At 55.0% G+C, this 21,112-nt stretch carries 14 protein-coding genes; 12 read left to right on the top strand and 2 right to left on the bottom strand.

From position 1 onward, the window contains the following. The first annotated feature begins 134 nt into the window (after positions 1 to 134). The 3 genes from clpB to ilvN all read left to right on the top strand — a co-directional run bounded on the left by clpB (position 135) and on the right by ilvN (position 5,456). Positions 135 to 2,741, top strand: a complete 2,607-nt coding sequence (gene clpB / locus ACU6TU_RS02090) for an ATP-dependent chaperone ClpB (protein WP_447142948.1) — start codon at positions 135 to 137, stop codon at positions 2,739 to 2,741. A 499-nt stretch (positions 2,742 to 3,240) separates the two neighbouring features. Then, positions 3,241 to 4,965 (top strand): acetolactate synthase 3 large subunit, encoded by a 1,725-nt coding sequence (locus ACU6TU_RS02095; protein WP_447142949.1) that lies wholly within the window; start codon positions 3,241 to 3,243, stop codon positions 4,963 to 4,965. Further along, positions 4,965 to 5,456 carry an acetolactate synthase small subunit gene (gene ilvN / locus ACU6TU_RS02100; RefSeq protein WP_447142950.1) on the top strand — a complete coding sequence of 164 codons (492 nt, stop codon included), beginning with the start codon at positions 4,965 to 4,967 and terminating at the stop codon, positions 5,454 to 5,456. The genes ACU6TU_RS02095 and ilvN overlap by 1 nt, the downstream gene beginning before the upstream one ends. A 110-nt stretch (positions 5,457 to 5,566) precedes the next feature. Here ilvN and recN read toward each other — a convergent pair whose 3' ends face one another. Further along, positions 5,567 to 7,240 (bottom strand): DNA repair protein RecN, encoded by a 1,674-nt coding sequence (gene recN, locus ACU6TU_RS02105; RefSeq protein WP_447142951.1) that lies wholly within the window; start codon positions 7,238 to 7,240, stop codon positions 5,567 to 5,569. Between the two features lie 196 nt (positions 7,241 to 7,436). Here recN and grpE point away from each other — a divergent pair, with 196 nt between their 5' ends. The 7 genes from grpE (at position 7,437) to greA (ending at position 17,588) form a co-directional block, all read left to right on the top strand. Further along, the gene (gene grpE / locus ACU6TU_RS02110) at positions 7,437 to 8,069 is read left to right on the top strand and encodes a nucleotide exchange factor GrpE (RefSeq protein WP_100819121.1); all 633 of its coding nucleotides are present in this window, start codon (positions 7,437 to 7,439) and stop codon (positions 8,067 to 8,069) included. Positions 8,070 to 8,212: 143 nt separating this feature from the next. Next, the gene (gene dnaK / locus ACU6TU_RS02115) at positions 8,213 to 10,147 is read left to right on the top strand and encodes a molecular chaperone DnaK (protein WP_447142952.1); all 1,935 of its coding nucleotides are present in this window, start codon (positions 8,213 to 8,215) and stop codon (positions 10,145 to 10,147) included. A gap of 127 nt (positions 10,148 to 10,274) precedes the next feature. Then, on the top strand, positions 10,275 to 11,417 hold the full coding sequence (gene dnaJ / locus ACU6TU_RS02120) for a molecular chaperone DnaJ (protein ID WP_447142953.1): 1,143 nt from the start codon (positions 10,275 to 10,277) through the stop codon (positions 11,415 to 11,417). A gap of 107 nt (positions 11,418 to 11,524) precedes the next feature. Next, a complete protein-coding gene (dapB, locus tag ACU6TU_RS02125; protein ID WP_447142954.1) occupies positions 11,525 to 12,331 on the top strand; it encodes a 4-hydroxy-tetrahydrodipicolinate reductase in 807 nt (268 codons plus the stop codon). Positions 12,332 to 12,655: 324 nt separating this feature from the next. Continuing rightward, positions 12,656 to 13,813: a glutamine-hydrolyzing carbamoyl-phosphate synthase small subunit gene (gene carA, locus ACU6TU_RS02130; protein WP_447144162.1), complete on the top strand. Its 1,158-nt coding sequence runs from the start codon at positions 12,656 to 12,658 to the stop codon at positions 13,811 to 13,813. Positions 13,814 to 13,884: 71 nt separating this feature from the next. After that, complete coding sequence (gene carB, locus ACU6TU_RS02135; protein ID WP_447142955.1) at positions 13,885 to 17,115, top strand: carbamoyl-phosphate synthase large subunit; 3,231 nt, start codon at positions 13,885 to 13,887, stop codon at positions 17,113 to 17,115. Further along, a complete protein-coding gene (gene greA / locus ACU6TU_RS02140) occupies positions 17,112 to 17,588 on the top strand; it encodes a transcription elongation factor GreA (RefSeq protein ID WP_447142956.1) in 477 nt (158 codons plus the stop codon). The genes carB and greA overlap by 4 nt, the downstream gene beginning before the upstream one ends. Before the next feature lie 79 nt (positions 17,589 to 17,667). Here the strand turns inward: greA and yhbY are convergent, their stop codons facing one another. Continuing rightward, complete coding sequence (yhbY, locus tag ACU6TU_RS02145; protein WP_447142957.1) at positions 17,668 to 18,006, bottom strand: ribosome assembly RNA-binding protein YhbY; 339 nt, start codon at positions 18,004 to 18,006, stop codon at positions 17,668 to 17,670. A 100-nt stretch (positions 18,007 to 18,106) separates the two neighbouring features. Between yhbY and rlmE the strand changes: the two genes are divergently transcribed. Both rlmE and ftsH read left to right on the top strand, forming a co-directional pair. After that, positions 18,107 to 18,754: a 23S rRNA (uridine(2552)-2'-O)-methyltransferase RlmE gene (gene rlmE / locus ACU6TU_RS02150; RefSeq protein WP_447142958.1), complete on the top strand. Its 648-nt coding sequence runs from the start codon at positions 18,107 to 18,109 to the stop codon at positions 18,752 to 18,754. A gap of 280 nt (positions 18,755 to 19,034) precedes the next feature. Further along, the gene (gene ftsH / locus ACU6TU_RS02155; RefSeq protein ID WP_447142959.1) at positions 19,035 to 21,080 is read left to right on the top strand and encodes an ATP-dependent zinc metalloprotease FtsH; all 2,046 of its coding nucleotides are present in this window, start codon (positions 19,035 to 19,037) and stop codon (positions 21,078 to 21,080) included. The last annotated feature ends 32 nt before the right edge of the window (positions 21,081 to 21,112 follow it).

Below are 21,112 nucleotides of genomic sequence, written 5' to 3' on the forward strand. Positions count from 1 at the left end.
GTCCTCATCTGTGTTAACAAAACTTGTCAGTCTCCCTTGAAAAGTAGCGTATCAGTCACCATTTTCTCTAATAAGTCAAGATAAAAGGGTCACGCGATGCGTCCAAACGCACCGCCATCCCGGGAGAGAATAGAATGCGATTCGATAAATTTACTGCCAAGTTACAAAATGCCATTGCGGATGCTCAGTCGTTGGCTGTCGGTCGTGGGCATAATCAGCTAGAGCCTGTCCACCTGCTGTTTACCATGCTGGAAAACCGCGACACCGGTCTCAAGGCGTTGGTACAAAAAGCAGAGGGCGACCCCAGCCGCTTGCGAGATGGCTTAACCCGCCAACTCGACGATCTGCCCAAAGTCAGCCAGTTTGATGGCGAAGTACAGCCGTCGCGTGAGCTGATCAAGCTATTCAACCTGACCGACCGCGAGGCACAAACCCGAGGGGATCAATTTATTGCCTCGGAGCTCGTGCTACTGGCGGCGCTTGAGATGAACAAGGCGCTGACTCAGCTATTGAAAGAGGCTGGATTGACGCGCAAAAGCCTGACGGCTGCGATTGATCAGTTGCGCGGAGGGGATTCAGTGGATGACCCTAACGCGGAAGACCAGCGCGAAGCGCTCAACAAGTACACGCTGGATCTGAACCAGCGTGCCCTGGACGGCAAGCTGGACCCGGTAATTGGCCGTGACGATGAAATCCGCCGCACCATTCAGGTGTTGCAGCGCCGTACCAAAAATAACCCCGTGTTGATTGGTGAGCCAGGGGTGGGTAAAACCGCCATTGTTGAAGGGCTGGCGCAACGTATTGTCGATGGTGAAGTGCCGGAAGGGCTGAAAGACAAGCGCGTGCTCTCGTTGGATATGGGGTCATTGCTTGCGGGCGCTAAATTCCGCGGGGAATTCGAAGAGCGGCTGAAAGCCGTGCTTAAGGAACTCTCCCAGGAAGAAGGGCAAGTCATTCTGTTTATCGATGAGCTTCACACCATGGTCGGCGCCGGTAAGGCAGAAGGTGCCATGGATGCTGGCAATATGCTCAAGCCAGCATTGGCGCGTGGCGAGCTGCACTGCGTTGGCGCGACCACGCTGGATGAGTATCGCAAGTACATCGAAAAAGACGCCGCGTTGGAGCGTCGCTTCCAGAAAGTGCTGGTGGACGAGCCCAGTGAAGAAGACACTGTTGCGATTCTGCGTGGCCTGAAAGAACGTTACGAAGTGCACCATGGCGTCGATATTACCGATTCGGCGATTATTGCGGCGGCAAAGCTCTCGACTCGCTATATCACCGATCGTCAGCTGCCGGATAAAGCCATCGACCTGATTGACGAAGCAGCTTCGCGGATTCGCATGGAGCTGGACTCGAAGCCGGAAGAAATGGACCGACTTGATCGGCGTCTGATTCAGCTCAAGATGGAGCGCGAGGCGCTCAAAAAAGAAACCGATGACGCGTCGAAAAAACGCCTGGAAGCTCTTGATAACCTGATTCATGAGCTGGAACGTGAATACGCGAACCTGGATGAAATCTGGAAAGCGGAAAAAGCCAGCATTCAGGGAGCGGCGCAGTTCAAGGCGGACCTTGAACAGGCGCGGATTGATCTTGAGCAGGCGCGTCGCCAGGGTGACCTGGGGCGCATGTCGGAGATTCAGTACGGCAAGATTCCCGAGCTGGAAAAGAAAATTGCCGAAAGCAACGAAGGTGAAGCGGCAGACACTGCCAGCCATCAGCTATTGCGCTCGAATGTCACCGAAGAAGAAATCGCCGAAGTCGTTTCACGCTGGACGGGCATTCCGGTGAACAAGATGCTGGAAGGTGAGCGTGACAAACTGTTGCGTATGGAAGACGCGCTGCACGAGAAAGTCATTGGCCAGAATGAAGCCGTTGAAGCGGTGTCGAATGCGGTTCGCCGCTCACGGGCGGGCCTTTCTGACCCGAATCGGCCTAACGGCTCTTTCCTGTTTCTGGGCCCGACCGGGGTGGGTAAGACGGAGTTGTGCAAGTCCTTGGCCAACTTCCTGTTTGATACCGAAGAAGCCATGGTACGCATCGACATGTCGGAGTTTATGGAGAAGCATTCCGTTGCCCGCCTGATTGGTGCCCCTCCGGGTTACGTGGGTTATGAAGAAGGCGGTTACCTGACGGAAGCCGTGCGCCGTAAACCGTATTCGGTGCTGTTGCTGGATGAAGTGGAAAAAGCTCACCCGGATGTGTTCAACATTCTGCTGCAGGTGTTGGAAGATGGGCGTTTGACCGACGGCCAGGGGCGGACGGTGGATTTCCGCAACACGGTAATCGTCATGACGTCCAACATGGGCTCCGACATCATTCAGCGCATGGGCGGCGATGTGAGTTCTGACAAGGACAGTGACTATGAAGCGATGAAAAATGCGGTCATGGACGTGGTCGGGAATCACTTCCGGCCTGAGTTGATCAACCGCATTGATGAAGTTGTGGTGTTCCACGCGCTGGGGCAGGAACAGATTCAGGCGATTGCCGGTATTCAGCTGGCACGCTTGCAGACTCGCCTGGCTGAGCACGACCTGCGACTTGAACTGAGTGATGAAGCCATGGCTCAGCTAGCCGTGGTCGGGTTTGATCCGGTGTTTGGGGCGCGTCCGCTCAAGCGGGCTATTCAGAGTCGGATTGAAAACCCGCTGGCGCAATCGCTTTTGGCTGGCAAGTTTGCCCCCGGCAGCGTGATTCACGTCACCGCGCAGGATGGGAAGCTGCTCTTCAATGCTGAGTCGTGAATGGTGAGTCATGAGTGAACGTTTAGCCATGCATTAACGTTTTTCGCCTCAGATTAACGTTTTAAAAAACTGCCCTATTGGCCATCGGCTGGTAGGGCATTTTTTATGCCTGAATACACGGATATCAACGATAAATGGATTCTTTTGTCGCAGGGTAGTGAAAGAGTCGAGCTAAGAGGTTGACAGCCTGTGTGTGCTGATAGAATCTTGTGGGTTCCTGATTTGCGGGCGCGGACTCAACGGGTAATCCCCTCATCCCGCGCGAAGGGTAGGTTTATGCCTTTACCCGCCGAAGGGTTTCCGGGCTTGAGCTAACCGCTCGACCTGGCCAATGCCCCGACGCAGCAACCCGCTGCGATGAGAGTGCAGACCCCAACCGGGTCTTATTGCCAGGGTTTGGCATCAGGTGCCGGCGTAACCGGCAGCGGCATACCGCCGCACTCGACACGGCAGGCAAGGGCCTGTTGATGGCACTCGAGACCTCCAGGGGAGATACACAGTGGAATTGCTTTCCGGCGCAGACATGATCGCCCGCTTCTTGCAGGATGAGGGCGTTGAATATATTTATGGTTATCCCGGAGGGGCCGCGCTGCATATTTATGACGCGCTGTTCCGTCAGGATAAAGTCAAACATATCCTGGTACGCCATGAACAGGCGGCAACGCATGCCGCTGACGGTTATGCGCGTGCAGCAGGAAAACCCGGCGTGGTGCTGGTGACCTCGGGTCCCGGGGCAACTAACGCCGTGACAGGTATTGCCACCGCTTACATGGATTCTATTCCCATGGTTGTGCTGTGTGGCCAGGTCATGAGCCATTTGATTGGTGATGACGCTTTCCAGGAAACCGATATCATCGGTGTGACCCGCCCGATCGTGAAGCACAGTTTCGCGATTCGGCACCCGTCAGAAATTCCTGACGTATTGAAGAAAGCCTTCCATCTGGCAGCAACAGGGCGCCCAGGGCCGGTGGTGGTCGATATCCCCAAGGATATGACAGCACCTACCGAGCGTTATGAGTACGTCTACCCGAAAAAGGTCAAGATGCGCTCTTACAACCCGGTCACGCGCGGTCATACCGGCCAGATCAAAAAAGCCGTCGAGTTAATGCTCAAAGCCAAGCGCCCGGTATTCTATACCGGCGGCGGTGTGGTGACTGGCAAGGCCAGCGAAGGCTTGACCGATCTGGTTAAAAAACTCGGCTTCCCGATTACCACCACCCTGATGGGCATTGGCGCTTACCCGCAGGGCGATCGGCAATGTCTGGGTTGGCTTGGCATGCACGGGTCATATGAATCCAATATGGCCATGCACCATGCTGACCTGATCATTGCTATCGGGGCGCGTTTTGATGACCGGGTGACCAACAACACGTCGAAATTCTGTCCAACGGCCAAGATTATTCATGTTGATGTGGACCCGAGTTCCGTGTCCAAAACCGTACGGGCGGATGTACCGATTGTTGGACCAGCATCCAGTGTGATCAATGAAATGATCAGCCTGGTGCAAGGTAAGGACATTGCCAGCCCTGAGGCGTTGAATGCCTGGTGGCAACAGATCGATGGCTGGCGCGCCGAGCGCGAAGGCAAGCTATATGAGCCTTCCAAGCCAGGGGAGGCATTGAAGTCGCAGGAAGTCGTTGAGGCGCTGTGCCGTGTGACCCGTGGTGAAGCCTATGTGACCACCGATGTGGGTCAGCATCAGATGTTCGCGGCCCAGTATTACAAGTTTGAAAAGCCCAATCGACTGATCACCTCCGGTGGTCTTGGCACGATGGGGTTTGGTTTTCCGGCCGCCATGGGCATCAAGCAGAACTTCCCGGATGCTGACGTTGTATGTGTGACCGGTGAAGGCAGCTTCCAGATGATGATGCAGGAGCTTTCCACCTGTAAGCAGTACGGTATTGGGGTGAAAATCGTTAACCTCAATAACGCATCGCTTGGGATGGTACGCCAGTGGCAGGATTTGAACTATAAATCTCGCCATGCGCATTCTTATATGGAGTCACTGCCGGACTTCCACCTGTTGATTGAGGCGTATGGCTTTACCGCTATTACGGTGAATACCCTCGAAGAACTGGATGCAGCGCTGGAGCGGACCTTTGTCAACAAGCATGAGTTGGTGTTCCTGGACGTCAAGGTAGACCCTCATGAGCACGTCTATCCGATGCAGGTTCCGCTGGGTTCCATGCGTGACATGTTACTGTCTAAAACGGAGCGTACCTAATGCGTCATATCATCTCGATTCTGATGGAAAACGAACCGGGTGCTTTGTCGCGTGTGGTCGGTCTGTTTTCTCAGCGTAACTTCAACATTGAAACGCTTAACGTGGCTCCCACGGAAGATCCATCGTTGTCGCGTCTGACGGTAACCACGGTTGGTGATGACCGTGTTATCGAGCAAATCACCAAGCACCTCAACAAGTTGATTGATGTGGTGAAACTGGTGGATCTCACCGAAGGCAACCATATCGAGCGCGAGCTGATGCTGGTCAAGGTGAAGGCCCTGGGGGCGGCACGTGATGAGGTCAAGCGTACCGCCGATATCTTCCGTGCCCAGGTCGTCGATGTGACGCCTAACCTTTACACGGTGCAGATTACCGGAGATGCCGCCAAGCTGGATGCTTTCCTGCATGCGATGGCGCCCATCGGTATTCTGGAAGTAGCACGCACCGGGGTTTCCGGTATTGCCCGCGGTGACAAGGTGCTTACCCTTTAAGCGTTGAGTAAAAGTAAAAAAAGGTGGTGCATTTTTGCGCTGACCCACGAAAGCGCCCGAATCGTTATCACGGTTCGGGCGTTTTTTTAGGCGGTTAGGAACGATGGTATCTAGTGTGGCGGGTGCTGGCTGGCGCTGAGCATTTCCCGCGCATGAGCCAGGGTCTGCTCGGAAAGATTGACGCCGCCGAGCATGCGTGCCAGCTCACTGATACGACCACTCTCATCCAGAAGCGCCATATTGGTCTGCGTGGTATTGTGCTTGGCGCATTTTTCAATATGCAGGTGCTGATGTGCCTGGGCCGCCACTTGGGGTAAGTGGGTGACGGTCATTACCTGGCCGTCATTACCCAGCTTACGCAGCAGCTGGCCGACGATTTCCGCTGTGGCGCCAGAAACACCAACATCCACTTCATCAAAGACCAGGCTGGGGATCGTTGAGTGCCTGGCGGCGACCACCTGGATGGCCAGACTGATTCTTGAAAGTTCGCCGCCGGAGGCCACTTTGGCCAATGGTCGGGCAGGCTGGCCAGGGTTAGCGCTGATCAGAAACTGAACACGGTCAATGCCGTCCGGGGCCGGTGTCTCACGAGCCTCTAGTGCCACGTCAAAATGTGCCTTGCCCATGGCCAGAAAAGCCAGCTGCTGCTGAACTTCCTTGCCAAGTTTTGTCGCGGCTTTCTGGCGCGCCTTGCTGAGGGTTTTTGCCTGCTCGCGGTATTGTTCGCGCAGCGTGTTGGCTTTTTCACTTAACGCGTCCAGGTCGTTATCGCTGGTGTCCAACTGGCTGAGTGATTCACTTAGCTGCTGGTGAAACGCATGGAGCTCTTCCGGCGTGACGTGATGCTTGCGCGCCAGGCGATGAATATCACCCAGACGATCTTCCACCCAGGCCAGCCGGGTAGGGTCAAGTTCCGTGTGCCCTGCAAGGCGTGCCAGTTCGCTGGAGGCTTCTTCAATCTGAATTCTGGCCTCATTAAGCATATTCAGCGTGTTGGCCAGGGCGCCTTTATCGCTGCCGGGCAGTGCGCTTAAATGTTGATGAGCCTGATGCAATAGAGAAAGCGCACCGCCTTCATCGCTGGCGCAGCACTCGGCAGCAAATTCGGTTTCACGCAGGATTTCCTCCGCGTGGGCCAGCTGCAACTGTTCTTCTTCCAGAGTCGGCAGTTCATCTTCCTCAAGGGCCAGTTGATCCAGCTCCTCAACCTGATAACGCAGCAGCTGACGCTTGGCTTCTATTTCACTGCCTGCTTCACTCAGTTCCTTCAAGCGCCGACGAGTGCGTTGCCAGGCACGGAAGGTATCGGTGAGCTGGCTAACGTCAGCATTTAACCCCGCATAGTCATCGAGTAGCGCTAAATGTGTCTCTTCACGCAGCAGGGCCTGATGAGCGTGCTGGCCATGAATCTGAATCAGATGTTCGCCCAGCGATTTAAGATCAGCAATCGTCGTCGGTTGCCCGTTAATCCATGCCTTGGAACGACCATTGGACGTGATAACGCGGCGCAGCAGGCATTCATCCTCAGGTAGCTCTCGTTCAGCCAGCCAGGCTTGTGCGGCCGGCAGGTGATGAATGTCAAAGCGCGCCGAGAGGTCAGCACGCTGACAGCCGTGACGCACACTGCCTGCGTCGGCCCGTTCACCCAGGCACAACCCCAAGGCCCCAAGCAGAATCGATTTGCCGGCACCTGTTTCACCGGTGATAGCGGTCATGCCGCCAGTGAGCTCCAGCTCAAGGTGGTCGACAATGGCGAAGTCCTGGATCGCTAACTGGGTCAGCATGGGTTCCTCCTGGCGCTGAGGCAGATCAACGGTGACGAATCACTGGATACACATCCAATTATTGTTGTTTTATACAGTAGCTGATGATGTGCTTCAATGCCATCTCTTCAAATTTCCCTCTTGAGTTGAGCGCTATGGCCCCCATATACCCAGCAAACCGATAAATTAGTCCATGTTTGCTTTGTAGGAGTTCCCCATGGCGAAAGAACCGCAAACCCCACTTGATGATGAATTGGCTCGCCACGAGCAGGAATCCGAAGCGCCGGAGCAGGAAGCTGAAGAGCGCCTGGCCGAAGGTGAGCTGGAAAACCTGATTAACGACGAAGGCGATACCATCGACACCGCCGACGATAATCCGGAAGCTCAAGTGCTGGCGGCGCAGGTAGAAGAGCTGGAGCAAAGTCTGGCCGACGCCAAAGATCAGGCGCTACGCGCAGCGGCTGAAGCACAGAACGTACGCCGTCGTGCCGAACAGGAAGCCGAAAAAGCCCGTAAGTACGCGCTGGAGAAATTCATCAAGGAACTGCTTCCTGTGGTGGATAGCCTGGAAAAAGCGCTGGAAACCATGCAGGAAGAAGCGTCTGAGGTGCATCGCGAAGGTGTTTCCATGACGCTGAAAATGCAGCTCGATGTGTTGAACAAGTTCGGCGTTGAAGTGATTGAGCCTCATGGTGAGCCCTTTGACCCGCAAGTACACGAAGCCATGACGATGGTTCCCAACCCGGAGTTGGAGCCCAACACTGTGATGGATGTGATGCAGAAGGGCTATCTGCTCAACGGCCGCCTTGTGCGTCCGGCAATGGTTGTAGTGAGCCAAAAAGCGGGATAACAGGGATAAAAGACCCTTGAAATGCTGCAACAGGCCCCCAAATAACAGAGCAACCACGCAGAAGTTAGCAAAACGCTAATAACTGCCATTGTTCAGACGACATTTTGTCATCCGTTTCCAAACACGAATTTGAGGTTTTTACTATGGGACGCATTATTGGTATTGACCTGGGCACCACCAACTCTTGTGTGGCAGTGCTCGACGGCGATAGCGCCAAGGTTATTGAAAACGCAGAAGGCGGCCGCACCACGCCGTCCATCATCGCTTACACTGACGACGGCGAAACGCTGGTCGGTCAGGCGGCCAAGCGCCAGGCGGTGACCAATCCGGAAAACACCCTGTACGCCATCAAGCGTCTGATCGGCCGTCGTTTTAAAGACGACGTCGTTCAGAAAGACATCAAGATGGTGCCTTACAAGATCACCGAAGCCGATAACGGCGACGCCTGGGTCGATGTAAAAGGCAAAAAAATGGCACCGCCGCAGGTAAGTGCGGAAGTGCTGAAAAAGATGAAGAAAACCGCCGAAGACTATCTTGGTGAAGAAGTGACCGATGCGGTTATCACCGTACCGGCTTACTTTAATGACAGTCAGCGTCAGGCCACAAAAGATGCAGGCCGCATCGCGGGTCTGGAAGTAAAACGTATTATCAACGAGCCGACCGCAGCAGCACTGGCTTACGGCATGGATAAATCGCGCGGCGATAAAACCATTGCTGTATACGACCTGGGTGGCGGTACTTTCGATATTTCCATTATCGAAGTGGCAGACGTTGATGGTGAAACCCAGTTTGAAGTGTTGGCCACTAACGGCGACACCTTCCTGGGCGGCGAAGATTTCGATCTGGCGCTGATCAACTATCTGGTTGACCAGTTCAAGGCAGATAGTGGCATGGATCTTTCCGGCGACAATTTGGCCATGCAGCGCCTGAAAGAAGCCGCAGAAAAAGCCAAGATCGAGCTGTCCAGCGCTCAGCAGACCGACGTTAACCTGCCGTACATCACGGCGGATAACACCGGGCCGAAGCACCTGAACGTCAAAGTGACGCGTGCCAAGCTGGAATCACTGGTAGAAGACCTGGTTCAGCGTTCGCTGGAACCGTGCAAAACGGCCTTGAAAGACGCAGGTCTCTCCGCTGCTGAAGTGGATGACGTGATCCTGGTCGGTGGCCAGACGCGTATGCCGCAGGTTCAGCAGAAAGTGGCAGACTTCTTCGGTAAGGAAGCTCGCAAGGACGTTAACCCGGATGAAGCCGTTGCCGTTGGTGCTGCGATTCAGGGTGGTGTGCTGGGCGGTGACGTAAAAGACGTCCTGCTGCTGGACGTCACGCCGCTGACCCTGGGTATCGAAACCATGGGTGGTGTCATGACACCCCTGATCGAGAAAAACACCACCATCCCGACGAAGAAGACGCAAACCTTCTCGACAGCGGATGATAACCAGACAGCAGTGACCATTCACGCTGTTCAGGGGGAGCGCAAGCAAGTGTCGCAGAATAAATCGCTGGGTCGCTTCGACCTCGCCGATATTCCGCCGGCACCGCGCGGTGTGCCGCAGATCGAAGTGGCTTTCGACCTGGATGCCAACGGTATCCTGAACGTTTCGGCGAAAGACAAAGCCACCGGTAAAGAGCAATCGATTGTCATCAAGGCTTCCAGCGGTCTGACCGATGATGAAATCGAACAGATGGTTCGCGATGCAGAAGCTCATGCGGACGAAGATAAGAAGTTCGAAGAGCTGGTGCAGCTGCGCAACCAGTCAGATGGCATGATTCACGCGACCCGCAAAACGCTGTCAGAAGCCGGTGATAAGGCAACTGACGACGAGAAGCAGGCCATCGAGACCGCCATCACCGAGCTTGAAGAAGCCGTGAAGACGGATGACAAGGACAACATCCAGAAGAAGCTGGATGCCCTGACCGAAGCTTCTGGTCAGCTAGCGCAGAAGATGTACGCCGAACAGGCAGAAGCGGCTCAGCAAGCGGAAGGTGAAGGTGCTGAAGACCCCAATGCCAAACCGGAAGAAGACGTGGTTGATGCCGAGTACGAAGAAGTCAACGACGATCAGAAAAAGCAGTAAACTTCCTCTTTCTGTTAAAGAAAGTGGTGACGCGGGAGGCAACTCCCGCGTTGCTGTTTCCGGTTATAACGTTTGAATGAACGCGTAGCGAATCAGAATGTGTAGCTAACCAGGAGGCGTAGGACCCATGTCCAAGCGCGATTACTATGAAGTCCTGGGGGTCGATAAAGGGGCCGATCAGAAAGAGATCAAAAAGGCCTACCGCCGCCTGGCCCAGAAATATCACCCCGATCGAAACCCTGACGATACCACCTCGGCAGAAAAATTCCGCGAAGTCTCGGAAGCCTATGAAGTGCTGTCCGATGGCGAAAAACGTGGTGCCTATGACCAGTTTGGTCATGCTGGCGTAGATGGCCAGGCCGGAGGCGGCTTTGGTGGCGGTGGCCCTGGAGATTTCAGCGACATCTTCGGCGATGTGTTTGGCGATATTTTTGGTGGTGGCGGTGGTCGTCGGCGTGGGCCTAATGCGCCAGCACGAGGTTCCGACCTGCGCTACAACCTTGAGTTGGACCTTGAAAGCGCTGTAGCCGGCACCACAGTTGATATTCGCGTGCCGCGCCATATCGAATGTGACCGCTGTGATGGTGGCGGTGCCGAACCCGGTTCCAGCAAGGAAACCTGCCCGACCTGCCACGGCCACGGTCAGGTACGAATGCAACAAGGGTTCTTTGCCGTTCAGCAGACCTGCCCGACCTGTCACGGCAGTGGCCAGCACATTAAAGTGCCATGCCACAAATGTAATGGCGAAGGTCGCGTGCGTGAAACCCGTACGCTGTCCGTCAAGATTCCGGCGGGGGTGGATACCGGTGATCGCATTCGCCTGAATGGTGAAGGCGAAGCGGGTATCAACGGCGGGCCGCCTGGCGATCTGTACGTTCAGGCTGCCATCAAACCGCACCATATCTTCCAGCGTGATGGCAAGCATCTGCAATGCGATGTGCCGATCAACTTTGTGGATGCGTCGCTGGGCGGCGAGCTTGAAGTGCCGACCCTGGATGGTCGCATCAAGCTGAAGATTCCGCCGGAAACACAAACCGGCAAGCTCTTCCGCCTGCGGGGTAAAGGCGTTAAGCCAGTTCGCGGCGGTGCGCCTGGTGATTTGCTGTGCAAGGTAGTGCTGGAAACGCCCGTCAATCTCAATGACGAGCAAAAGGATCTGCTCCGTCAACTGCAGAAAAGCTTTGACGACAGCAACAGCCACAGCCACTCGCCGAAGAAAACCGGCTTCTTCGACAACGTGAAGAAGTTCTTTGAAGACATGAAGCCGTAAGTTTTCAGGCTGGTTTTGTCACCCCCGATGGCTCGCGTCATTGGGGGTTTTGCTTTCTGGTATACTACTTTTTTGATTTCCCCCTTAAGGACATAACAGGAGTTTCCATGACCCGAATTGCCATTGTTGGCGTGGCCGGCCGTATGGGCCGCACGCTAGTCAACGCGGTTGAACAAGAGGCAGATGCCTCGCTGGCAGGCGGGGTCGTTGAGCCGGGAAGCTCGCTGGCGGGGGCGGACATTGGTGAGCTGGCAGGCGTTGGTAAGCGCGGTGTGGTCGCTGTTGATTCCTTGGCTGCCATTGTTGATGACTTCGATGTATTGATCGACTTTACGGCGCCCCAGGTAACGCTGGCGAATCTGGCGTTCTGTGCCGAGCATGGTAAGCGCATGGTGATCGGTACCACCGGTATGAGTGAGGACGAGTTAGCCGAGCTGGATGGCTATCGTGATCGCGTGCCCATGGTGTTTGCACCGAACATGAGCGTTGGCGTGAACCTGACGCTGAAACTGCTGGAAACGGCGGCCAAGGCGCTAGGCGATGAAGGGTATGACATTGAAGTGATTGAGGCTCATCATCGTCATAAGGTGGATGCGCCTTCCGGCACCGCCATCAAAATGGGCGAAGTGGTCGCGGAAAGCCTCGGTCGTACGCTAAAAGAGCACGGCGTGTTTGAGCGGGTAGGGCAGTGCGGCCCGCGCAGCGATAAAGAGATCGGTTTTGCCACCGTGCGGGCTGGCGATATCGTGGGTGAGCACACGGTGATGTTTGCCACTGAAGGCGAGCGCATCGAAATTACCCATAAAGCCTCCAGCCGCATGACCTTTGCCAAAGGCGCGGTGCGTGCCGCGCGGTGGGTCTCGTCACAACCCCATGGGCGCTACGATATGCAGGATGTGCTGGGGTTTGAATAAGCCTGGATTAGCCGTAAGGATAAGATAGTCGGTGATAAGGGCTGGCCGTAGGCGTTAGAATCCTGTAATATTCAAAAAATTTTGCCCCCGTGGCAGCCAAAGTGTCATGCAAAACGGCGCTTGTTGCGTTGGCCACATCCAGCGATGCCAGCAACATGAAGCACATGAGTGACGAACAACAAGCGGGATGAGACCGATTTTTAATCGGCTTCGTCCCGCTTTTTTACGACCTGATGGTTGCCCAGAGAGACCATTATCAGATTGCCGAGCCTGCGCCTTGCGGCGCCTACCAGCATGGGAGGACTTGTCTTGAATAACCCCGCATTGAGCAAACCCGCAATATTAGCCCTTGAAGATGGGAGCGTCTTCCACGGGACGGCCATCGGTGCCGAAGGAAAAACCAGTGGCGAGGTGGTGTTCAATACGGCCATGACCGGCTACCAGGAAATTCTCACCGACCCTTCTTACACCCGCCAGATCGTCACGCTGACCTACCCTCATATTGGCAATACCGGCATTAACGCTGAAGACGTGGAGTCAGCTTCCATTGCGGCGGCGGGGCTGGTAATTCGCGATCTGCCGCTGATGGCAAGCAGCTTCCGCTCTGAGCAGACCCTTTCTGACTACCTGAAAAGCCAGAATGTGCTGGGTATTGCCGAAATCGATACGCGTCGCTTAACTCGCATTCTGCGTGACAAAGGCGCGCAGAACGGTGCGATTCTGGCAGGAGAAGAGGCAGAGGGCGACGATGCCGTTGAGCGGGCGCTGGCGGCAGCGAAGGCATTTCCTGGGCTGAAGGGCATGGATCTGGCCAAAGAGGTCTCGTGCAAAGAGGCTTACGAATGGACACAAGGCGAGTGGACGCTGGGCGAAGGGTATGCGGATACCGCGGGTCCTGACGGAAAGGGCGAAGGTTCTTACCACGTGGTGGCTTACGATTTCGGTGTGAAATTTAACATCCTGCGCATGCTGGCCGCGCGGGGCTGCCGATTGACGGTAGTGCCAGCGCAAACGCCGGCGGCTGATGTACTGGCCATGCAACCGGACGGTGTCTTTCTGGCTAACGGCCCAGGCGACCCGGAACCTTGTGACTACGCCATCAAGGCGATTCAGGACGTGCTGGAAAGCAATACGCCAGTCTTTGGTATCTGTCTGGGTCACCAGTTGCTGGCGCTGGCCTCAGGTGCCAAAACCGTCAAGATGAGCCATGGCCACCACGGTGCCAACCACCCGGTTCAGGATCTAGACACCGGCACGGTAATGATCACCAGCCAGAACCACGGCTTTGCTGCCGATGAAGCGAGCCTGCCGGACAACGTGCGCGCCACGCATCGTTCGCTGTTTGATGGCACGCTGCAAGGGATTGAGCGTACTGACCGCCCGGCGTTCAGCTTCCAGGGTCACCCGGAGGCCAGCCCCGGTCCGCGCGATGTGGCACCGCTGTTTGATCGCTTTATTGCCATGATGCAGGCGCGTCGCTAACGCCGCCCATTATTACCGTCATGTAACGCCGTTTTTTGTCGCTCATCGTCACCTATTTTGCGGGAACCGTTATGCCTAAGCGTACCGATATCAACAGCATTCTTATCATTGGCGCTGGCCCGATTGTCATCGGCCAGGCCTGCGAATTTGACTACTCCGGCGCCCAAGCGTGTAAAGCGCTGCGTGAAGAAGGGTTCCGGGTTATTCTGGTTAACTCCAACCCGGCCACTATCATGACCGACCCGGCCATGGCTGATGCGACCTACATCGAGCCGATTACCTGGCAGGCGGTCGAAAAGATTATTGAGGCCGAGCGCCCCGACGCCATTCTGCCCACCATGGGTGGCCAGACAGCCCTGAACTGCGCGCTGAATCTGGAAAAATACGGTGTACTGGACAAGTACGGCGTCGAAATGATCGGTGCCAACGCCGATGCGATTAACATGGCGGAGGATCGCGACCTGTTCGATCAGGCCATGAAACGTATTGGTTTGGAGTGCCCGAAAGCGAAAGTCGCGCACACTATGGAGGAAGCCTGGGAAACTCAGGCGGAGCTAGGCTTTCCGACCATTATTCGTCCTTCTTACACCATGGGCGGCTCCGGCGGCGGTGTGGCGTACAACAAGGAAGAGTTCGAAGAAATCTGTACCCGCGGTTTCGAGCTTTCCAACAACCACGAGCTGCTGATTGATGAATCGCTGCTGGGTTGGAAAGAGTACGAAATGGAAGTCGTGCGGGACAAGAACGACAACTGCATCATCGTCTGTGCGATTGAAAACTTCGACCCTATGGGCGTTCACACCGGTGACTCGATTACCGTCGCGCCAGCGCAAACGCTGACCGATAAAGAGTACCAGATCATGCGTGATGCCAGCCTCGCGGTACTGCGCGAGATTGGTGTGGAAACCGGCGGCTCCAACGTGCAATTTGGTATGGACCCGGAAACCGGCCGTCTGGTGGTTATCGAGATGAACCCGCGTGTATCGCGCTCGTCGGCGCTGGCCTCCAAGGCCACGGGTTTCCCGATTGCCAAAATCGCCGCGAAGCTGGCGGTGGGCTACACCCTGGATGAGCTGCAAAACGATATTACCGGTGGCCGCACGCCTGCGTCGTTTGAGCCGTCAATTGATTATGTCGTCACCAAGATTCCGCGTTTTACCTTCGAGAAGTTTCCGCAGGCAAATGACCGCCTGACCACTCAGATGAAGTCAGTGGGCGAAGTCATGGCGATTGGCCGTACCTTCCAGGAATCCATGCAGAAAGCCCTGCGCGGCATGGAAACCGGCAACGATGGCCTCGACCCGATCATCACTGATTTCACGCCAGACAACATGGCGATCATTCAGGGTGAACTCCAGGCCGCCGGTGCCGAGCGTATCTTCTATATAGCCGATGCCATGCGCGCTGGAATGAGTGTCGATGAGGTGTTTGCGCTCACCAATATCGACCCTTGGTTCCTGGTGCAGCTGGAAGATCTGGTGCTTACTGAAAATGCCGTCGCCAAACGTTCCCTGGGTGACTTCACTGCCCGTGAGCTTTACCAGCTTAAACGTAAAGGCTTCGGCGATGCGCGTCTGGCCAAGCTGCTGGGCGTTTCGGAAAAAGAGTTCCGCAAAACCCGCCAGGCCGCGGGTATTCGTCCGGTTTATAAACGTGTCGACACCTGTGCCGCGGAATTTGCTTCTGACACCGCTTATATGTACTCCACCTACGAAGAGGAGTGCGAAGCACAGGTGTCGGATCGTCAGAAAATTATGGTACTTGGCGGTGGCCCCAACCGTATTGGTCAGGGGATTGAGTTTGACTACTGCTGTGTTCATGCGGCTTTCGCCATGCGCGATGACGGCTATGAAACCATCATGGTCAACTGCAACCCGGAAACGGTTTCTACCGACTATGACACTTCGGATCGTCTCTATTTCGAGCCGGTTACGCTGGAAGATGTGCTGGAAATCGCTGACAAAGAGAAGCCGGTCGGCGTCATTGTGCAGTTCGGTGGTCAAACGCCGTTGAAGCTTGCCCGTGAGCTGGAAGCGGCAGGCGTGCCGATTATCGGTACCACGCCGGATGCTATTGATCGCGCCGAAGACCGTGAACGCTTCCAGATAATGATCGACAAGTTGGGCCTGAAACAGCCGCCCAACGCGACCGCCCGCAGCTTTGAAGAAGCGTTTTCCAAGGCGGAGGCCATTGGCTACCCCTTGGTGGTGCGCCCAAGCTACGTATTGGGTGGGCGAGCGATGGAAATCGTTTACGATGCCTCCGAGCTTGAAAACTACATGACCCATGCAGTGAAGGTCTCCAACGATTCCCCCGTCTTGCTTGACCATTTCTTGAGTGCGGCGATCGAGATCGATATCGATGCTGTCTCTGACGGTCAGCAGGTGGTGATTGGCGGCATCATGCAGCACGTCGAGCAGGCAGGTGTGCACTCAGGTGATTCCGCCTGTTCGCTACCGCCTTACTCACTGCCTGCCGATGTGCAGGATGAAATGCGCGAGCAGGTCAAGAAAATGGCCGTTGAGCTTGGCGTGAAAGGCCTGATGAATGTGCAGCTGGCGTGGCAGGATGGCGAGATCTATGTCATCGAGGTCAATCCCCGTGCTTCGCGTACCGTACCCTTTGTGTCCAAATGCATTGGCACCTCGCTGGCACAGATTGCCGCTCGCTGCATGGCAGGAACGACGCTGGCTGAGCAAGGCTTTGAGCGTGAGATTATCCCGCATTTCTATAGCGTGAAAGAAGCCGTCTTCCCGTTCAACAAGTTCCAGGGCGTTGATCCGATTCTGTCGCCTGAAATGAAGTCTACTGGCGAAGTCATGGGGTCAGGCGATACCTTTGCAGAAGCCTTCTTCAAGGCACAGCTGGGCGCTGGGGAAGCGATTCCGGCGCTGGAGGGCGACCGCAAAGCCTTCCTTTCTGTGCGCGAGCCAGACAAGGAAGGTATTATCGAAGTGGCGCGTTCTCTGCTAACATTAGGTTTTTCATTATGTGCAACGCAAGGCACTGCTGCAGCGCTTGAGGCAGCCGGGCTTTGTGTTACGCATGTCAACAAGGTCTATGAAGGCCGTCCGCATATCGTCGATCTGCTTAAGAACGACGAGATAGCCTACATCGTCAATACTACCGAGGGTCGTCAAGCGATTAACGACTCCTCGGTCATTCGTCGTACAGCGTTGTCACGCAAGGTGCCTTATGCCACCACCTTGGCAGGTGCTAATGCGGTCTGTATGGCGCTTGAGTACGGTAGGGAGATTACGGTGCGGCGTCTTCAGGAATTGCACGCAGGAGCAAGTCAATGAATAAGGTCCCGATGACGGTTGTGGGAGAAAAAAACCTTCGTGAAGAGCTCAATCACTTAAAAGGTGAGGCGCGTCCTAAAGTGATTGCTGCCATCGCCGAGGCGCGTGAGCACGGTGACCTTAAGGAGAACGCTGAGTATCACGCGGCGCGTGAACAGCAAGGGTTCATCGAAGGGCGTATTCAGGAAATCGAGAGCAAACTCTCCAGCGCCCAGGTGATCGATGTCACCAAGCTGCCGAAAACCGGCAAGGTGATTTTCGGTGTGACCGTCGAACTACTCAATCTGGACACTGATGAGGGAGTCACCTACCGCATCGTGGGTGAGGACGAAGCCAATATTAAACAGGGGCGTATTTCTGTGACGTCACCTATCGCCCGTGCCCTGATCGGAAAGGAAGAGGGGGATGTCGTGGTGGTCAAAACCCCAGGTGGTGATGTTGAGTATGAAATAGAAGGCGTCGAACACCTTTGATAGTCATATAAAAACGCCCCATGGCTATTAGCAGTCATGGGGCGTTTTTTGTGGCCTATGTCAGAAAACCATGATGGTGTTAAAACCGACCATGATGGTTTTCAAAGCGACTGATGTTGGAAAGCTTGGGGTTGACCTGCGGATTGCGGCGATAGAGTAACGCCATCTTGCCGATGGTCTGTACCAGCTCAGCCTGAGCATTCCCGGTCAGTGCTCCCAGCATGCTTTCCAGTACGTCAGTGCGATCCTCACGTTCGGGAATCGCAAGCTTAACCTTGATGAGTTCATGGTCGCGCAGTGCGCGGTCGAGTTCGGCCAGCAAGTTGTCTGAAATGCCATTTTCAGAGACGGTCACCACCGGATTAAGGTGATGGCCAATGCTGCGGAATGCTTTCTTTTGTGCCTGTGACAAGCTCATGGTATCGTGCGGTATCCCAGTTTGCGCTTAACGCTCCATCTTACGGTGAAATGCCGCAAGGTGAAAGCACCTATCCTGACTTCTATCATCAGATTTTTTTATGCAGCAAAAGCCCAAAGATCGCAAGCAGCAGTCGAGCAAGTCCAGCGCTAGCTGGATGAAAGAGCATTTCGATGACCCCTACGTCAAGCAAAGCTGGCAGGACGGTTATCGTTCCCGTGCCAGCTATAAGCTGCTGGCGATGGATGAAAAGGATAAACTGTTTCGCTCAGGGATGACCGTTATTGATCTGGGTGCTGCGCCTGGAGGATGGAGCCAGGTGGCCGCTGATCGTGTTGGAGGTGGCGGTATCGTTATTGCCTCGGATATTCTTGAAATGGACGCGCTGGCTGGCGTTGACTTTGTTCAAGGCGATTTTACCGAGGAAAGTGTGCTGAATATGATCCTTGATCGGCTGGGTAATCGTCCCGTTGACCTTGTGATGTCGGATATGGCCCCCAATATGAGTGGTATGGCGGCAATTGATCAGCCTCAGGCGATGTACCTTGTTGAGCTGGCACTGGAGCTGGCTCGTGATACCCTATCTCCAGGTGGCCGTTTTCTGGCTAAAGTATTTCAGGGAGAGGGTTTCGATGACTTTCTGAAAGCGCTGCGCAATGATTTTCAGCGCGTGGTGACACGTAAGCCCGATGCCTCTCGGGCGCGCTCCAGAGAAGTCTATCTGTTGGCTGAAGGGTTTAAGAAATGATGGTTGACGAGTATTGGGATATCTCTGTCAATGTCAAGATGTCAAAGAAAGCAGCGCGTTATGATCATAGCGCTCGACTATCGTGACAATTAATAGAAACGTTGTCGCACACTGTGTCTAAGTTGTGTCAAAGTATGTCTTGTAAAATGACGCGTTTTGATCAAGTTTGATGCATATGGCCCAAGGCGTATCCGCTTTGGCAATGGTTGAACGCTCGCTGCTGGTGTATTGTCTCAGTAACGAGTGTTAACCGAAAGATTCTTGTAATGAGGGTAGCCCCTTGAACGATATGGCAAAGAACCTGATTCTGTGGTTGGTCATCGCAGCCGTGCTGCTGACGGTGTTCAACAATTTCAGCACCGAAACGGCACCGCAGACCATGAACTATTCGCAGTTCGTGGAGCAGGTGCAAAATCAGCAGGTCCGCAGCGTCACTATCGATGGTTATACCATCAATGGTGAGCGAACCGACGGCTCAAGCTTTCAGACAATTCGTCCGGCAGCAGAAGATCCCAAGCTAATGGACGATCTGCTGGTCAACGATGTAACGGTTGTCGGTAAAGCGCCTGAACAGCAAAGTATCTGGACACGCCTGCTGATCGCCAGTTTCCCGATTCTGCTGATTCTGGCTATTTTCATGTTCTTCATGCGTCAGATGCAGGGCGGTGCCGGTGGTGGTAAAGGCGGCCCGATGAGCTTTGGTAAGTCAAAAGCCAAGTTGTTATCCCAGGATCAGATCAAGACGACCTTTGCTGATGTCGCAGGCTGTGATGAGGCGAAGGAAGAAGTCGAAGAGCTGGTGGATTTCTTACGTGATCCTACCAAGTTTCAGCGCCTGGGCGGCACCATTCCCCGTGGCGTGTTGATGGTAGGGCCGCCAGGGACGGGTAAAACACTGCTGGCCAAGTCCATCGCCGGTGAAGCTAAGGTACCGTTCTTCTCTATCTCGGGTTCAGACTTCGTCGAAATGTTCGTCGGTGTTGGTGCTTCCCGTGTACGTGACATGTTTGAGCAGGCCAAAAAGCAGGCGCCGTGCATTATCTTTATCGATGAAATCGATGCGGTAGGCCGTTCGCGCGGTGCTGGCATGGGCGGCGGTAATGATGAGCGTGAGCAGACGCTTAACCAGTTGCTGGTGGAAATGGATGGCTTTGAGGCTAACGAAGGCATTATCGTCATTGCGGCAACCAACCGTCCTGACGTGCTTGACCCAGCCTTAATGCGCCCAGGCCGCTTCGACCGCCAGGTAACCGTTGGTCTGCCGGACATTCGCGGTCGCGAACATATTCTGGGAGTGCACCTTCGCAAAGTGCCGCTGGCTGAAGATGTCAAACCGCAGCTGATTGCGCGCGGCACGCCTGGCTTCTCTGGTGCTGACCTTGCGAACCTGGTCAATGAGGCTGCACTGTTTGCAGCGCGTGGCAACAAGCGTCTGGTCAGTATGGAAGAGCTTGATCAGGCCAAGGATAAGATCATGATGGGCGCAGAGCGCAAATCCATGGTCATGACCAACAAGGAAAAGCTGAACACGGCTTATCATGAATCAGGGCATGCGATTATCGGTCTGGTGATGCCTGAGCATGACCCTGTTTACAAGGTAACCATTATTCCTCGTGGGCGCGCCCTTGGTGTGACGATGTTCCTGCCTGAGGAAGATCGCTATAGTCTGTCGCGCCAACAGATTCTCAGTCAGATATGTTCTCTGTTTGGCGGCCGTATTGCCGAGGAAATGACACTTGGCCCTAATGGGGTTACTACCGGTGCATCCAACGATATCAAGCGTGCAACTGAGCTTGCCCACAATATGGTAGCCAAGTGGGGGCTGTCGGATGAAATGGGGCCTATCCTGTATGACGAGGACGAATCGCATCAGTTTCTCGGTTCCAGTCAGGGCGGCGCTAAAATGAAGTCCGGCGACACCACGACGCGTCTGGATAAAGAAGTGCGCAAGATTATTGATGGCTGCTATAAGCAGGCGCAGCAGATTCTCGAAGATAATCGCGACAAGCTGGACGCTATGGCCGATGCATTGATGAAATATGAAACTATCGATGCCAGCCAGCTTAAAGATATTATGGCAGGTCGTACGCCGAAACCCCCTGAAGATTGGAATGAAGGGGATTCCTCTGGCGGTGGTTCGCCGGCGATGGAGGAAAGCCCGACTGGAAAATCACAGGAAGATGCTTCCAATACGGCTGGTGACAGTGGTGATGGTGGAAACAGTGGTGGCGGCGACGTCAAAGGTGACGAGGGCAGCGGTGAAGACGATGAGGACGAGCCGCGTCGGCGTCCTTCTGATCCGCTGGGCGGCCCTGCCGGACCCTGAGCTTCCGGCTGACGAAAGAAGGCGCCCCCGAT

Source organism: Halomonas sp. LS-001, from assembly GCF_052983955.1.

What these genes read in the sequence shown, in the direction of transcription:
- dnaJ (WP_447142953.1), top strand. Translation starts at nt 10,275, where the DNA reads ATGTCCAAGCGCGATTACTATGAAGTCCTGGGGGTCGATAAAGGGGCC.
- recN (WP_447142951.1), bottom strand. Translation starts at nt 7,240, where the DNA reads ATGCTGACCCAGTTAGCGATCCAGGACTTCGCCATTGTCGACCACCTT.
- yhbY (WP_447142957.1), bottom strand. Translation starts at nt 18,006, where the DNA reads ATGAGCTTGTCACAGGCACAAAAGAAAGCATTCCGCAGCATTGGCCAT.
- greA (WP_447142956.1), top strand. Translation starts at nt 17,112, where the DNA reads ATGAATAAGGTCCCGATGACGGTTGTGGGAGAAAAAAACCTTCGTGAA.
- dnaK (WP_447142952.1), top strand. Translation starts at nt 8,213, where the DNA reads ATGGGACGCATTATTGGTATTGACCTGGGCACCACCAACTCTTGTGTG.
- carB (WP_447142955.1), top strand. Translation starts at nt 13,885, where the DNA reads ATGCCTAAGCGTACCGATATCAACAGCATTCTTATCATTGGCGCTGGC.
- rlmE (WP_447142958.1), top strand. Translation starts at nt 18,107, where the DNA reads ATGCAGCAAAAGCCCAAAGATCGCAAGCAGCAGTCGAGCAAGTCCAGC.
- ilvN (WP_447142950.1), top strand. Translation starts at nt 4,965, where the DNA reads ATGCGTCATATCATCTCGATTCTGATGGAAAACGAACCGGGTGCTTTG.
- clpB (WP_447142948.1), top strand. Translation starts at nt 135, where the DNA reads ATGCGATTCGATAAATTTACTGCCAAGTTACAAAATGCCATTGCGGAT.
- dapB (WP_447142954.1), top strand. Translation starts at nt 11,525, where the DNA reads ATGACCCGAATTGCCATTGTTGGCGTGGCCGGCCGTATGGGCCGCACG.
- grpE (WP_100819121.1), top strand. Translation starts at nt 7,437, where the DNA reads ATGGCGAAAGAACCGCAAACCCCACTTGATGATGAATTGGCTCGCCAC.